This window comes from Pseudoduganella sp. LjRoot289 (assembly GCF_964252925.1).
Lineage (GTDB): Bacteria > Pseudomonadota > Gammaproteobacteria > Burkholderiales > Burkholderiaceae_D > Rugamonas.
The window spans coordinates 5,140,527-5,153,364 of the sequence record NZ_CAXUPN020000001.1 but is presented as its reverse complement, the minus strand read 5'-3'; the positions used below and the strand labels follow the sequence as shown (position 1 = coordinate 5,153,364).

Sequence of the window (12,838 nt, the reverse complement as noted above, 5' to 3'; positions counted from 1 at the left end):
GCTTGTGCCGGCGCCTGCACCGTTGTCGTCCTGGCCGCTCCCGCCGCTTCGGGCGCGGACTCTGCGCGAGGCTCGCTCATGGCTGCCGCATCAGGTGCTCGATCTCGGCCACGGTCTTGGGTGCGGCGGCGCTGAGGATGGTGTGGCCGGTGGCAGTCACCAGCACGTCGTCCTCGATGCGGATGCCGATGTTCCAGTACTGCTCCGGCACGCCTTCGGCCGGACGCACGTAGATGCCCGGCTCCACCGTCAGCACCATGCCCGGTTCCAGCGGGCGCGACGGCTTGCCGGCCGCTTGCACGTCGCGGTACAGGCCCACGTCGTGCACGTCCATGCCCAGCCAGTGGCCGGTGCCGTGCATGTAGAACTGGGTGTAGCTCTTGTTGGCGATGACGTCGTCCACGCTGGCGTGCTTGTTCTTGTCAAGCAGGCCCAGGTCCAGCATGCCCTGCACCAGCACGCGCACGGCGGCGTCGTGCACCGACTGGTAGGGCTGGCCGGGGCGGATCGCCTGCAGCGCGGCCGCCTGCGCCGCCAGCACCAGCTCGTACAGTTCCCGCTGCGGCGCGCTGAAGCGGCCGTTGACGGGGTAGGTGCGCGTGATGTCGGAGGCGTAGCCGTCGAGCTCGCAGCCGGCGTCGATCAGCACCAGGTCGCCGTCCCTGGTCTGCGCATTGTTGGCGTTGTAGTGCAGCACGCAGGCGTTGGCGCCGCTGGCGACGATGGAGTTGTAGGCCGGCGCCTGCGCGCCGTTGCGGCGGAACTCGTACAGCAGCTCCGCTTCGATTTCGTATTCGTGCATGCCGGGCCGGGAGGCGCGCATGGCGCGCGCATGCGCCTGGCCCGAAATGGTGGCGGCGCGCAGCATGGTGGCCTGCTCGCCCTCGTCCTTGATCAGGCGCATCTCGTCGATCAGCGGCAGCACGTTGTGCCGCGTTTCGGGCGCGGTGACGCCGCTGCGCGACTGGCCGCGCACCGCGTCCAGCCAGCCTTGGATGCGGCTGTCGAGCTGCGCCAGACGCGCACCGCCGCCCTGCGGCGCGTACAGCGCCGGCGCATTGGCCAGCAGGCGCGCCATCTCGGTGTCGAGCGCAGCCACCGGGTGGGCGCTGTCGAAGCCGAAGGCGGCGCGCGCCGCTTCCGGGCCGTGGCGGTAGCCGTCCCAGATCTCGCGCTCGGCGTTCTTCTCGCGGCAGAACAGGATGGCCTGGGCCGGGTCGTCGCCGCGCGCGGCCACCAGCACCAGCAGCGCTTCCGGTTCGGTGAAGCCGGTCAGGTAGTAGAAGTGGCTGTCGTGGCGGTACAGATAGTCGCTGTCGCTGTTGCGCGCCACTTCCGGCGCGGTGGGCAGCACGGCCACGCCGCCCGGCTCCATCAGCGCCAGCAGGCGCTTGCGGCGCAGCGCGTAGGCGTTCATGGCGCGGCCGATCCGCCGGCGGCGCCGGCCGGCGCGCCGTTCAGCTCATTGAGCTGCTCGGCGGTGCCGACGTTGACCCAGTCGCCCTCGTACAGCTCGCCGCCGACCTGCTTCAGGTCCGCATATTTGCGTATCAGCTGGCCCAGGCCGGCGCGCTGGCCCGGCGCTATGCCGTCGAACATCTCGGCGCGGTAGACGCCGATATTTCCGAAATTCCACAGCGTGTCGCCTTCGTTGGCCACCGTGTACATCTGCAGCGCGAAGTCGCCCTTGGGGTTGTGCCACGGGTTCTTGGTCAGGTAGACCCAGGCCATGTCGCGCTTGTCCGCCGGGTGCGGGTTGCCCCACATGTCCTTATCGTGCAGCACGTCCTTGACCTGTTCGAAGTCGAAGTAGGGGCAATAGATGTCGGCCGAAATCACCAGGAAGGGTTCTTCGCCCAGCAGGTGCCGCGCCTGCGCGATGCCGCCCGCCGTCTCCAGCGGCACCGGTTCCGGCGAATAGCGGATCTGCGCGCCGAACTGGCTGCCGTCGCCCAGCGCGTCCTCTATCATGTGGCCGAGGTGGGAATGGTTGATGACGATGTCCTTGATGCCGGCGCGCACCAGGTTCAGGATGTGCCAGACGATCAGCGGCCGGCCGCGCACCTTGAGCAGCGGCTTGGGGACGGTGTCGGTGAGCGGACGCATGCGCTCGCCGCGTCCGGCAGCCAGTATCATTGCTTTCATCGCTGCGCCCTCAGAATGTGTAGCCGACCTGGGGCTGTTTGTTTTCCAGGGAGTCCAGCAGGCGCACCAGCGGCTTCAGGTCCTTGTAGCGGTTGGCCGTCTTGCGCACGTAGTCGAGCACGGTCGGCAGGTCGCCCAGGTACAGCGGCTTGCCGTCGCGGTAGTTCAGGCGGCAGAAGATGCCGAGGATTTTCAGGTGGCGCTGCAGCGCCATGTATTCGAAGTCCTTGTAGAAGGAATCGATGTCGCGGCTCACCGGCAAGCCCTCGGCCTTGGCGTGCTGCCAGTAGCGCACGGCCCAGTCCAGCACCATCTCCTCGTCCCACGAGACATAGGCGTCGCGCAGCAGCGAGGCCACATCGTAGGTGATGGGGCCGTACACCGCGTCCTGGAAATCGAGGATGCCGGGGTTGCCCTCGTCCATCCACATCAGGTTGCGCGAGTGGAAATCGCGGTGCATATAGACTTGCTGCTGCGCCAGGCAGTTGGCGGTGATGGCGTCGAACACCTTCTGCAGCTCGGCCGCCTGCGCCTCGCTCAGCACGGCGCCCAGGTGCTTGGCGATATACCACTCCGGGAACAGGTTCAGCTCGCGCAGCATGAAGGCGCGGTCGAACTCGGGCAGCACGCCGGGCCGGCTGGCCTTCTGGATTTTCACCAGCGCCTCCAGCGCCTCGGCGTACATGGTGGACGCGTTGTCGTGGTCCAGCACCTGCAAGTAAGTGGTCACGCCCAGGTCGGACAGCAGCAGGAAGCCGCGCTCGACGTCCTGCGCGACGATGGCCGGCACCGAGACGCCGGCCTCGGCGAACAGCGCGTCCACCTTGACGAAGGCCGGCACGTTCTCGCGCTCGGGCGGCGCGTCCATGACGATCAGCGTGGCGCCGTGGCTCGCTTGCAGCGCCGGCAGCACGTCGACCCGGAAGTAGCGGCGGAAACTGGCGTCGGCCGAAGCGGGGCGCGCGGAAGCCGGGTCGACCAGCTCGAGGGAGGCCAGCCAGTCTTGCAACAGGATCAGGCGGGCATCAGCGCCCTGTGATGATAAATTAGACAATAAAGACATTAAACTAGCCTGTGGAATCCGGTTGGTGTGAACAATTCCCATATAATAAGGGATTCAACTCAAAAAATCGCCTGTCATGGTGTTTCGCCCCTTCATTTCATGAGCCGGTTCCCAGCCCCTCCCAGCCCCCACCACTGGGCGTTCGCGCTCACCGCACTCGCCACCGCCACGGCGGTGCCGGGCTACGCCCAGACCGCCCCCGGATCGCCCAAGCGCACGCACGTGGTGGACAAGGACGCCCCCACCATCATCCGCGCCGAGGATATCGACGGCCGGCCCGAGCGTGAGCTGAACCTGGGCCGCGACGTGGAACTGGTGCGCGACAAGACACGTGTGACTGCCGACGTGGCCTGTTTCCGCCAGGTCGAGGACGAGCTGGAGGCGCGCGGCCACGTCAAGATCTGGCGTTTCGGCGACTACTACACCGGCGACGAGGTGAAACTGAACCTGGAATCGGGCAAGGGCTATATGCTCAACCCGACCTACCGGCTGGAGGCCAACGCGGCCCAGGGCAAGGCGCAGCGCGTCAATTTCCTGAACGAGGACGAGGCGGTCGTCATCGACGGCACCTACAGCACCTGCCAGGGCCCCAATCCGGACTGGTACCTTAAGTCGAGCACGCTGAACCTGGACTCCGGGCGCGACGTGGGCGTGGCCGGCAAGACCATCGTGTATTTCAAGAACGTGCCCATCATCGGCACGCCGGCCATGTCGTTCTCGCTGTCGGGCGCGCGCCGCTCCGGCTGGCTGCCGCCCATCCCGGGCTTCGGCTCCAAGGGCCGCGCCGAGCTGACGGTGCCGTATTACTTCAACATCGCGCCCAACCGCGACCTGACGCTGTTCCCGCGCCTGATCGCGCGGCGCGGCATCCAGCTGGGCGCGCACGCGCGCTACATCGGCGAAACCGACGCCGGCAGCTACGCCGGCGACACCTTCGTCGAGTACCTGCCGAACGACAAGCAGGCCAATGCCGACCGCTGGATGTTCACCTCCAGCCATACGCAGGCCATCGCCAGGGACTGGTCCTTCGGCTGGAACGTGCGCGCCGCCTCGGACGAGAACTACCCGAACGACTTTTCCAAGACCGTGTCCGGTTCCGCCGAGCGCCAGTTGCTGCGTGAACTGCGCACCGACTACCGCGGCGAGTTCTGGAGCTTGTCGGCCCGGGTGCAGAAGTACCAGGTGCTGCAGGATCCGGCCGCCGCCACCGACCCGACGCTGTTCGTGTCGCGCCCCTACGACCGCCTGCCCGCCATCAATTTCCAGGCCGCCCGCTACGACGTGGCCGGCTTCGACTGGCAGTTCAGCAGCGAATTGACCAGCTTCTGGCATCCGACGCTGACGCGCGGCAACCGCCTGGTGGCGGTGCCCCAGGTGAGCTACCCCATCATCGGACCGAGCTTCTTCATCACGCCCAAGCTGATGCTCAACGCGGCGGCCTACCAGCTCGACCCGAACGGCACGCTCGAGGGCAAGTCGCTGACCCGCGCCGTGCCCACCATGTCGCTCGATTCGGGCCTGGTGTTCGAGCGCGACACCAAGCTGTTCGGCCGCGCCGCCACCCAGACGCTGGAGCCGCGCCTGTTCTACGTGCGCACGCCCTACCGCGACCAGAAAGAATTCCCTAACTTCGACACGGCGGTGGCCACCTTCAACTTCTCGCAGATCTTCAGCGAGAACCGCTTCGTCGGCGCCGACCGCGTCAGCGACGCCAACCAGGTGACGGCGGCGGTGGTGTCGCGCTTCCTGGAAGCGAGCGGCGCCGAGCGCTTGCGCCTGGCTTTCGGCCAGCGCTTCTACTTCAGCGACCAGCGCGTGCAGCTCAACGCCACCACGCCCACGCGCGACGCCAAGTCCGACATCCTGCTGGCGGCCACCGGCGTGGTGTCCGACACCTGGTTCATCGACAGCGCGGTGCAGTACAATCCATCGGACAGCCGCGTGATCAGCTCGAGCTACACGGCGCGCTGGATGCCGGGCCCGAAAAAGGTGCTGAACATGGGCTACCGCTACCTGCGCGATCCGGTCAGCAATACGGACGTGATCAAGAATGTTGAATTTTCCAGCCAATGGCCGCTGTCGATGCGCTGGTTCGGCGTCGGCCGCATCAGTTATTCCATGAAAGACAAGAAGATCCTGGAAAGCCTGGTCGGACTCGAATATAACGGCGATTGCTGGGTGTTCCGCATGGGCGCGCAGCGCTTCGTGACGACCGCCAAGGAAGCGTCGACGCCGATCTTCTTCCAGCTCGAACTGAACGGTTTGTCCAAGTTCGGCGTCGGCAGTCCGCTGGAAGCGCTGCGCAACAGCATCCCGGGCTACCAGCGCCTGAATGAGAGCACCCGCCGCTAACCCGGCTTTATCCTTCACCCTGACTCATGAGCGTCACATCTATGCGTAATGCCCGTATGCACCAACTCAAGATCGCAGCACTGCTGCTGTGCGCCATCACTGCAGGCGGCAACGCCCTGGCGCAGAACACCAAGCCGGCCGGCGGCTTCACGCCGCCGGTGCCGGTCGGCCAGACCAGCAACACGCCGATCGATTCGATCGCCGTGGTGGTCAACGAAGACGTCATCACCCGCCGCGAGCTCGCCGAGCGCATCAAGACCGTGGTCGGCCGCATGAAGGCGCAGAGCGTGCAGCTGCCCGGCGATGCCGACCTGCAGCGCCAGATCCTGGAGCGCATGATCGTCGAACGCGCGCAGATGCAGCTGGCCAAGGAGATGGGCGTGCGCGTCGACGACAACCAGCTCGACCGCGCCATCGCCCGCATCGCCGAGCAGCAGAAGCTGACGGTGCAGGACATGCGCAACCAGATGGAAAAGGAAGGCATCACCTTCGCCGCCTTCCGCGAAGAGATCCGCGAGGAGATCGTCATGCAGCGCCTGCGCGAGCATGAAGTCGATTCCAAGGTCCAGGTCTCGGACGCCGAGGTGGACGCCCACCTGGCGGCCGAGGCGGCCGCCGCCGCCGAGCAGTTCGAAATGAACATCTCGCAAATCATGATACGCATCCCGGAAAACGCCTCGCCCGAGGTGATCGCGCAGCGCAAGGCGCGCGCCGACGAAGTGATGCGCCAGCTGCGCACCGGCGCCGACTTCGCCAAGATGGCCGCCACCTATTCGGACGCCAGCGACGCGCTCAAGGGCGGCGAAGTGGGCTGGCGCAGCGCCGAGCGCCTGCCGCCGCTGTTCGCCGAAGCGCTGGAAAAACTGAAGCCGGGCCAGGTCACGCCGGTAATGAAGAGCGTGGGCGCCTTCCACATCATCAAGCTGACCGACAAGCGCAGCGTGGCCGAAGCCCAGGCTGCGGCCGCGGTGACGCAGAACCACGTGCGCCACATCCTGATCAAGGTCACGCCGACCGTGAGCGCGGCCGATGCCAAGCGCAAGCTGGTCGAACTGAAGGAGCGCCTGGACAACAAGGCGGCCAAGTTCGAAGACCTGGCGCGTCTGGCCTCGAACGACACCTCGGCCAGCAAGGGCGGCGACCTGGGCTGGCTGTATCCGGGCGACACCCTGCCGGAGTTCGAAGCGGCCGTGAACGGCTTGAAGATCGGCGAAGTGAGCGAGCCGGTGGAGACCAGCTTCGGCTATCACCTGATCGAAGTGCTGGAGCGTAAGAGCGAAGACTTGTCGAAAGAGAAGCAGCGCAACGCCGCCCGCAACGCCATCCGCGAACGCAAGACCGAGGAAGCGGCCGAAGACTGGCAGCGCCAGGTGCGCGACCGCGCCTACGTCGAGTACCGCAGCGACGACCTGAAATAAGGAAAGGGGCAGACTCGATGAGCGCCACTCTGCAAGCCGGGCGCACTAGAGCGCGCGCCCCTGGAACACGCCCCGCCGTCGCCGTCACGGTGGGCGAGCCGGCCGGCATCGGTCCGGAAATCGCCATCCGCGCCGCCTGGGCCATGCGCAAGGAAGTCAATTGCGTGCTGCTGGGCGACGCCGCCTTCCTGGCCATGACGGCCAGCTATATCGACCCGGAGATCCGCCTGTCGGCGCTGTCGCTGCAGGCGGTGCGCAACGGCGGCCTGCCGCATTTCGGCCCCGCCACCGTCAGCGTGATCGACGTGCCGCTGGCGGCCCACGTGGTGCCCGGCACGCTGGACAAGGAAAACGGCCGCGCCGTGCTGGCCACGCTGGACGCGTCGATCGAAGGCATCCAGGCAGGCTGGTTCGACGCCGTGGCCACCGCGCCGCTGCAAAAGAGCACCATCAACGACGCCGGCGTGCCGTTCTCCGGCCACACCGAATATTACGCCGACAAGACCGGCACCGCGCAAGTGGTGATGATGCTGGCCGGGCAGCCGCTGGCGCCGGCCGGCGAGGCGCCGCAGCCGCCGCTGCGCGTGGCGCTGGCCACCACCCATCTGCCGCTCAAGGACGTGGCGGCCGCGCTGAGCGTGGCAGGCCTGGGCGCCACCCTGGACATCATCGCGCGCGACCTGCAAGCCAAGTTCGGCATCGCCGCGCCGCGCATCCTGGTGGCCGGCCTGAACCCGCACGCGGGCGAGAACGGCTACCTGGGGCGCGAGGACATCGAGGTGGTGGCGCCGGCCATCGCGGCGGCGCAGGCGCGCGGCATCGACGTCCGCGGCCCCTACCCGGCCGACACCCTGTTCCAGCCCAAATACCTGAAAGACGCCGACTGCGTGCTGGCCATGTACCACGACCAGGGCCTGCCCGTGCTCAAGTACGCCACTTTCGGGCGCGGCGTCAACATCACGCTCGGCCTGCCGCTGATACGCACCTCGGTCGACCACGGCACGGCGCTGGACCTGGCAGCGCAAGGCCTGGGCCGCGCCGACTGCGGCAGCATGCAGGAGGCGATCGCGATCGCAGCCGCCATGGCCGCCAATAACACTTAAAGAACACTATGAAACACATCGCACGCAAGCGCTTCGGCCAGAATTTCCTGCACGACAACAACGTGCTGTCCAACATCACCGAGTCCATCAACCCGCGCGACGGCGACACCATGGTCGAAATCGGGCCCGGCCTGGCCGCGATGACGGACCAGTTGCTGCGCTCGCTCAAGCACATGCACGTGGTCGAGCTGGACCGCGACCTGGTGGCGCGGCTGGAAAAGAAATACGACCCGTCGCGCCTGACCATCCACTCCGGCGACGCGCTGAAATACGACTTCGGCAGCATTCCCGTGCCCGAAGGCAAGAAGCTTCGCGTGGTGGGCAACCTGCCGTACAACATCTCCAGCCCGCTGCTGTTCCACCTGGCCGACTTTGCGCCGCTGGTGCAGGACCAGCACTTCATGCTGCAAAAGGAAGTGGTCGAGCGCATGGTGGCCGAGCCGGGCAGCAAGACCTACGGCCGCCTGTCGGTGATGCTGCAATGGCGCTACCACATGGACCTGCTGTTCGTGGTGCCGCCCGAAGCGTTCGACCCGCCGCCGAAGGTCGAGTCCGCCATTGTGCGCATGATCCCGGTCGAAAACCCATTGAAGTGCGACCGTGAAACGCTGGAAGCGGTGGTGCAGAAAGCGTTCTCCCAGCGCCGCAAGGTCATCCGCAACTGCCTGTCAGGCATGTTTACCGAAGAGCAGATCGTCGCGGCCGGCATCCTGCCGACCGCGCGTCCCGAGACCGTCGGCCTGGAAGCCTACGTCGCCCTCGCCAACCTGCTCAAGCCGGTCTAAGCCACCCAAAACGCAAAAAGGGGCCAGGGTTAATTAATTTGTAATCACAAATTAATTAACCCTGGCCCCTTTTTGGACAAAAAAAAAGCCCGCTCAGGGAGCGGGCTGAAATCCAATTCTTTGGGAAGAAATGGAGGAGACAGGTGCATTATGCTGCGCCGCGGAATATATCGCCAATTTATTTTGGCGATACCAGTTATTCTCCTCCTGAATGACTCTTCCTTAAGGCGCCGAGCAGGTGACGTTGATGTCGGTGCGCGGCGCATTGCTCATCACGCCGCTCGGATTCGCCACCACGCACTTCAGCGCGCCTGCCGGCTCGACTTGCGCCACGGTCACGCCGTACGCCTGGCCGTCCGCCACTTCGGCCGCGAAGGCGTAGCTGGTGCTGTCCTTGTTCAGGGTGACCGAGCCGCCCAGGCTGCCGTTGATCAGCGTGACCACGGTGTCGCCGGTGATGCCGCTGACCGTGCCGCCGATCTTGTAGGTGTTCTGGCTGCAGATCACGCTGGCCGTGATGGTCTGCGTGTGGCCGGCCGAGCCGCTGCCGTTGGCCACTGTGCAATTCATGTGGTTGGGCGGCGTCTGCACGCTGATCTCGTAGGCGGTGCCGTAGGAAATGCTGTTGTTGAACTTGAACGAGGTGGAGCCGACCGCGACCGGCAGCGTGTCGCTGCCGTTTTTCAGCACCAGGCCGCTATTGGCCAATGGCTGGGAAACGCCCTGGGAATTGACGAAGACACCGCCCACGTCGAACGAGGCCTTGCCGCCGCAGGCGCTCAGCGCCAGCAACAGGGCCGCTGCGGCGGCAGTGCGTACAGGAATAGCTTTCATTATTTCTCCAGGCTTATTTGCAGGATACGGCGATGTCTTCTTTGGCGCCCACCGGCATGATGCCGGACGCATTGGCGGTCAGGATGCAGGTCTGGCCGGCAGGCTGGGACAGCACGGTCACGCCGAACAGCGCGCCGTTCGGCACCTGGGACACGAAGGTGAATTTCGTGGCGCCGGCCAGCGGTGCGGCCGTGTTCGAGCCGTTCGCCAGCACCAGGCCGTTGCTGGTCAGGCCGGTGATGGTGCCGCCCAGCGGGTACGGATCGGTGATGCAGTTGATGACCGTGGTGCTGTAGGTGTAATAGTTGATCTTGTTCTTGTTATTGCTCGCGGTGCACTGCTGGCCGTTCGGGCTCTTTTCGACCTTGACCTCGAATTCGGTGTCCGGCGCCAGCAGGTCCGGGAAGGAGAAGCTGCTCACCGGCGTCGTGAGTTCCAGCCGCTTGCCGCCGTTGGTCAGGACCAGGGCTGTGCGCGTGCCGTTCATGCCATTGATGGTGCCGCTTACCGGCAGGCTGCCGCCGCCGCTGCCGCCACAAGCGGCCAGCGCGCTGGCGATCAGCAGGGCTGCGCCGCAACGCGAGGTCAAACTATTCATAAAACTCTCCAGATACTAGGGGGTCGGGTTGGCCGGGCCTTGCGGCTGCGGTAGGCGCAATCGGCGCCTATTTTAGTGCATTCAGAAGCGGCAACTTGTAACAGCTTGTGACTTCGGCATGGCGAAACGGGCTATTGTACTTGCGTCACGCTGCAGACGGAACGCCGGCCGCTGATCTGGCAGCGGTTTTTTACCGCGCCGTGCCGGTCGTGCACGGTCACCGTCCACTCGCCGGGCGCGCCGCGCTCCATGGCCATGAAGCCGAAACCGCCGATCCAGTTGCTGAATTGCTCGGGCACCGCGCCCGGCGCCGGGGTGATGCCGGCCGGCAGCGTGGCCGGCAGCGGCGCCATGTCCTCGGCGGTGCCGGAGAAGCCGGCCACGAACTGGGTCGGGTGCGGGCTGGAGAAACTCAGCTGCTGCCACAGGTGGACGTGGCCGGACAGCATGGCTTGCACCCCGGGCGGCAGCAGCAGCGGGTTGAGCGAGCCGAAGCTCTGCTGCAGGCCGGTGTCGCCGAGGTGCCAGTCCAGCTTGCCGTCCTTCAGCTCGGCCCCCACGCCCAGGACGGGATGGTGGGTGATGCCGATGTTCCAGGCGGCGCGCTGCGACAGGGCCTCGAGCCCGCGGTAAGTGGCGCGGTATTCCTCGTAGCCGGGCACGCCCGGTTTCAATCCCTTCCAGGTGGTGGAGGCGGTGTCGGCCACCAGCAGCTGGGTGTCGCCGCCCAGGGGCACGGCGTAGGGATCGCTGTAGTTGCCGTCGCGGTCGCGGGCCGGGTCGATGCAGTCGCGCCCGGTGCGCAGCGGGCGCGGATCGAGCAGGCGCCACCAGCCTTGGCCGGCGCGCTCGCAGCTTTCGTGGTTGCCGCGCGCCACCACCCATGGCGCGGCGTTCAGCAGGGCGGCGGCCGGGCGGAAGAAGTCCTCGCGCCAGGCGTCCCAGCCGTAGCCCCAGGGGCTGCCGGCGCAGCCGGCGCTGCCATCGGGGCAAGGTACTTCGCGGTAATGATAGTCGCCCACGTGCACCACCAGGTCGGGCTTCCAGGCTGCCGCCGCCGCGGCCACGGCGGCGAAGGGATAGGCTTGCGGGTCGTTGCAGTCCTGGTATTCATTGCTGCTCTTTTTCAGGCGGCAGCCGGTGTCGCCGATGACGACGATGCGCTGCGGCAAGGCGCGCGGCAATGGCAGGGCGCGGCCCAATACGCTGGCGCTGGCGGCGCCGGCCGGCAACCCGGCCTCGCAGGTGCGCAGCGGGAAGGCGGACGGCTTGGCGTCGCCCTTGGCGGGATTGTGCCGCAGCGCCAGTGTGGCGGGCGCCGCGCGCAGCGCCATGGGGCGGCTGGCGCCGTCCACCGTGATGGCCGGGCAAGCCGGCGCGTCCAGCACAACGCGCGCCACGGCGGCGCCGTTTTCGCCCAGCAGGACATAAGCAGCCGCGTCGAAGGCGGCAAACCCGGCCGGCACGGATGGGGCGGACGGTGGCGGCTGGGTCCGGGAGGCTGGCGGGGTTTGCTGCGCCGGTGCCGGTTGCGGGACCGGCGAGACCGGCGGGACCGGTGGGGCGGGCGCCTGGCTGGCGCAGCCCGCCAGTACTAACAGCGGCAGCAACGCGATCACGTTGAAGGAAGTCGGACGGGCGGCCTGCTTGCGGATCGGGGTGGTCAGCGGCAGCAGGGCGGCAGGCGGGCGGTGCGGGATAGGCAAGTGCGGCTCCGGGTGGACAATCCGCTAATTTAACATGCACGCGCGGTCGCCGCCGAGCTTCGCGGCCCGGCGTACCCATGCGACAATAGTGCGATGAACCCCAGCACGCCCCCCCAAGCCATCCTGTTCGACCTCGACGATACCTTGTGGCCGATCGCCCCCGTGATCGCCCAGGCCGAGGTGACCCTGCACGCCTGGCTGGCCGAGCACGCCCCGCGCGTGGCGCAGCAATTTTCCATCGACGAACTGCGCGCGCGCCGCATGGCCTTGCTGCAGGCGCAGCCGGATTACCAGTGGGACATGGCCAGGCTGCGCCGCGCCGGCCTGCAGGCCGCGTTCGCCGAGCTGGGCGAGGACGAGCGGCACCTCGACGAGGCCATGCGGCACTTCGCCGCCGCCCGCAACGCCGTCACGCTGTACGACGACGTGCTGCCCGGCCTGCTCAAGCTGAAGGAGCGCCTGGTGCTGGGCACCATCACCAACGGCAACGCCGACCTTGAAGTTGTCGGCATGGCCCACCATTTTCAGGTGTCGCTGGCGGCCGCCCATTTCGGCAGCGCCAAGCCGGAACCGGCCATCTTCCTGGCGGCCTGCGCGGCGCTGGGCGTGGCGCCGCACGCGGCGGTGTATGTCGGCGACGACCTGAGGCTGGACGTGGAGGGTGCGCAGCGCGCCGGCCTGCGCGCGGTATGGATGAACCGCGGCGGCGCCGCAGCCCGGCAGGCGGCCGCGGCGGCCGGCATCGTCCCGGACGCCATCTGTAGCAGCTTCGACGAACTTCTGGCCTGGCTGGAGACCCAGCTGGCAGATTGATGCACAGCGCAGCGGCGACTG

11 protein-coding genes are annotated in these 12,838 nt (G+C 67.0%); 5 read left to right on the top strand and 6 right to left on the bottom strand.

The genetic code is table 11. The features are described from left to right. Window positions 1-76: 76 nt before the first annotated feature. Genes pepP through ACSQ8Y_RS22145 form a run of 3 tightly spaced genes read right to left on the bottom strand, consistent with a single transcriptional unit; the run spans window position 77 to window position 3,208 of the window. Window positions 77-1,417 (bottom strand): Xaa-Pro aminopeptidase, encoded by a 1,341-nt coding sequence (gene pepP, locus ACSQ8Y_RS22155; protein WP_436268583.1) that lies wholly within the window; start codon window positions 1,415-1,417, stop codon window positions 77-79. After that, a complete protein-coding gene (murU, locus tag ACSQ8Y_RS22150) occupies window positions 1,414-2,145 on the bottom strand; it encodes an N-acetylmuramate alpha-1-phosphate uridylyltransferase MurU (RefSeq protein WP_436268582.1) in 732 nt (243 codons plus the stop codon). Before murU ends, pepP begins: the two co-directional genes overlap by 4 nt. Window positions 2,146-2,155: 10 nt before the next feature. Then, window positions 2,156-3,208, bottom strand: coding sequence for an aminoglycoside phosphotransferase family protein (locus ACSQ8Y_RS22145; RefSeq protein WP_436268581.1), 1,053 nt, complete (start codon window positions 3,206-3,208; stop codon window positions 2,156-2,158). 99 nt (window positions 3,209-3,307) lie between these two features. On the opposite strand from ACSQ8Y_RS22145, the gene ACSQ8Y_RS22140 reads away from it, so the two are divergent. Genes ACSQ8Y_RS22140 through rsmA form a run of 4 tightly spaced genes read left to right on the top strand, consistent with a single transcriptional unit; the run spans window position 3,308 to window position 8,866 of the window. Beyond that, window positions 3,308-5,560, top strand: coding sequence for an LPS-assembly protein LptD (locus tag ACSQ8Y_RS22140; RefSeq protein ID WP_436268580.1), 2,253 nt, complete (start codon window positions 3,308-3,310; stop codon window positions 5,558-5,560). A gap of 56 nt (window positions 5,561-5,616) precedes the next feature. Further along, window positions 5,617-6,978, top strand: a complete 1,362-nt coding sequence (locus ACSQ8Y_RS22135; RefSeq protein ID WP_436268579.1) for a peptidylprolyl isomerase — start codon at window positions 5,617-5,619, stop codon at window positions 6,976-6,978. Between the two features lie 17 nt (window positions 6,979-6,995). Beyond that, on the top strand, window positions 6,996-8,081 hold the full coding sequence (pdxA, locus tag ACSQ8Y_RS22130) for a 4-hydroxythreonine-4-phosphate dehydrogenase PdxA (protein WP_436268578.1): 1,086 nt from the start codon (window positions 6,996-6,998) through the stop codon (window positions 8,079-8,081). Between the two features lie 8 nt (window positions 8,082-8,089). Further along, window positions 8,090-8,866 carry a 16S rRNA (adenine(1518)-N(6)/adenine(1519)-N(6))-dimethyltransferase RsmA gene (gene rsmA, locus ACSQ8Y_RS22125; protein ID WP_436268577.1) on the top strand — a complete coding sequence of 259 codons (777 nt, stop codon included), beginning with the start codon at window positions 8,090-8,092 and terminating at the stop codon, window positions 8,864-8,866. Window positions 8,867-9,088: 222 nt separating this feature from the next. On the opposite strand, the gene ACSQ8Y_RS22120 is transcribed toward rsmA, so the two are convergent. From ACSQ8Y_RS22120 to ACSQ8Y_RS22110, 3 genes are all read right to left on the bottom strand, one after another. Next, a complete protein-coding gene (locus ACSQ8Y_RS22120; RefSeq protein ID WP_436268576.1) occupies window positions 9,089-9,700 on the bottom strand; it encodes a hypothetical protein in 612 nt (203 codons plus the stop codon). Window positions 9,701-9,713: 13 nt separating this feature from the next. Further along, window positions 9,714-10,298 (bottom strand): hypothetical protein, encoded by a 585-nt coding sequence (locus ACSQ8Y_RS22115; RefSeq protein ID WP_436268575.1) that lies wholly within the window; start codon window positions 10,296-10,298, stop codon window positions 9,714-9,716. 131 nt (window positions 10,299-10,429) lie between these two features. Further along, window positions 10,430-12,004, bottom strand: coding sequence for a metallophosphoesterase (locus ACSQ8Y_RS22110; RefSeq protein ID WP_436268574.1), 1,575 nt, complete (start codon window positions 12,002-12,004; stop codon window positions 10,430-10,432). 93 nt (window positions 12,005-12,097) lie between these two features. On the opposite strand from ACSQ8Y_RS22110, the gene ACSQ8Y_RS22105 reads away from it, so the two are divergent. Then, the gene (locus ACSQ8Y_RS22105) at window positions 12,098-12,817 is read left to right on the top strand and encodes an HAD family hydrolase (protein ID WP_436268573.1); all 720 of its coding nucleotides are present in this window, start codon (window positions 12,098-12,100) and stop codon (window positions 12,815-12,817) included. The last annotated feature ends 21 nt before the right edge of the window (window positions 12,818-12,838 follow it).

Bases quoted from the DNA above. Each gene is read 5' to 3' on its own strand.
- pepP (WP_436268583.1), bottom strand. From the start codon at position 1,417: ATGAACGCCTACGCGCTGCGCCGCAAGCGCCTGCTGGCGCTGATGGAG.
- murU (WP_436268582.1), bottom strand. From the start codon at position 2,145: ATGAAAGCAATGATACTGGCTGCCGGACGCGGCGAGCGCATGCGTCCG.
- ACSQ8Y_RS22145 (WP_436268581.1), bottom strand. From the start codon at position 3,208: ATGTCTTTATTGTCTAATTTATCATCACAGGGCGCTGATGCCCGCCTG.
- ACSQ8Y_RS22140 (WP_436268580.1), top strand. From the start codon at position 3,308: ATGAGCCGGTTCCCAGCCCCTCCCAGCCCCCACCACTGGGCGTTCGCG.
- ACSQ8Y_RS22135 (WP_436268579.1), top strand. From the start codon at position 5,617: ATGCACCAACTCAAGATCGCAGCACTGCTGCTGTGCGCCATCACTGCA.
- pdxA (WP_436268578.1), top strand. From the start codon at position 6,996: ATGAGCGCCACTCTGCAAGCCGGGCGCACTAGAGCGCGCGCCCCTGGA.
- rsmA (WP_436268577.1), top strand. From the start codon at position 8,090: ATGAAACACATCGCACGCAAGCGCTTCGGCCAGAATTTCCTGCACGAC.
- ACSQ8Y_RS22120 (WP_436268576.1), bottom strand. From the start codon at position 9,700: ATGAAAGCTATTCCTGTACGCACTGCCGCCGCAGCGGCCCTGTTGCTG.
- ACSQ8Y_RS22115 (WP_436268575.1), bottom strand. From the start codon at position 10,298: ATGAATAGTTTGACCTCGCGTTGCGGCGCAGCCCTGCTGATCGCCAGC.
- ACSQ8Y_RS22105 (WP_436268573.1), top strand. From the start codon at position 12,098: ATGAACCCCAGCACGCCCCCCCAAGCCATCCTGTTCGACCTCGACGAT.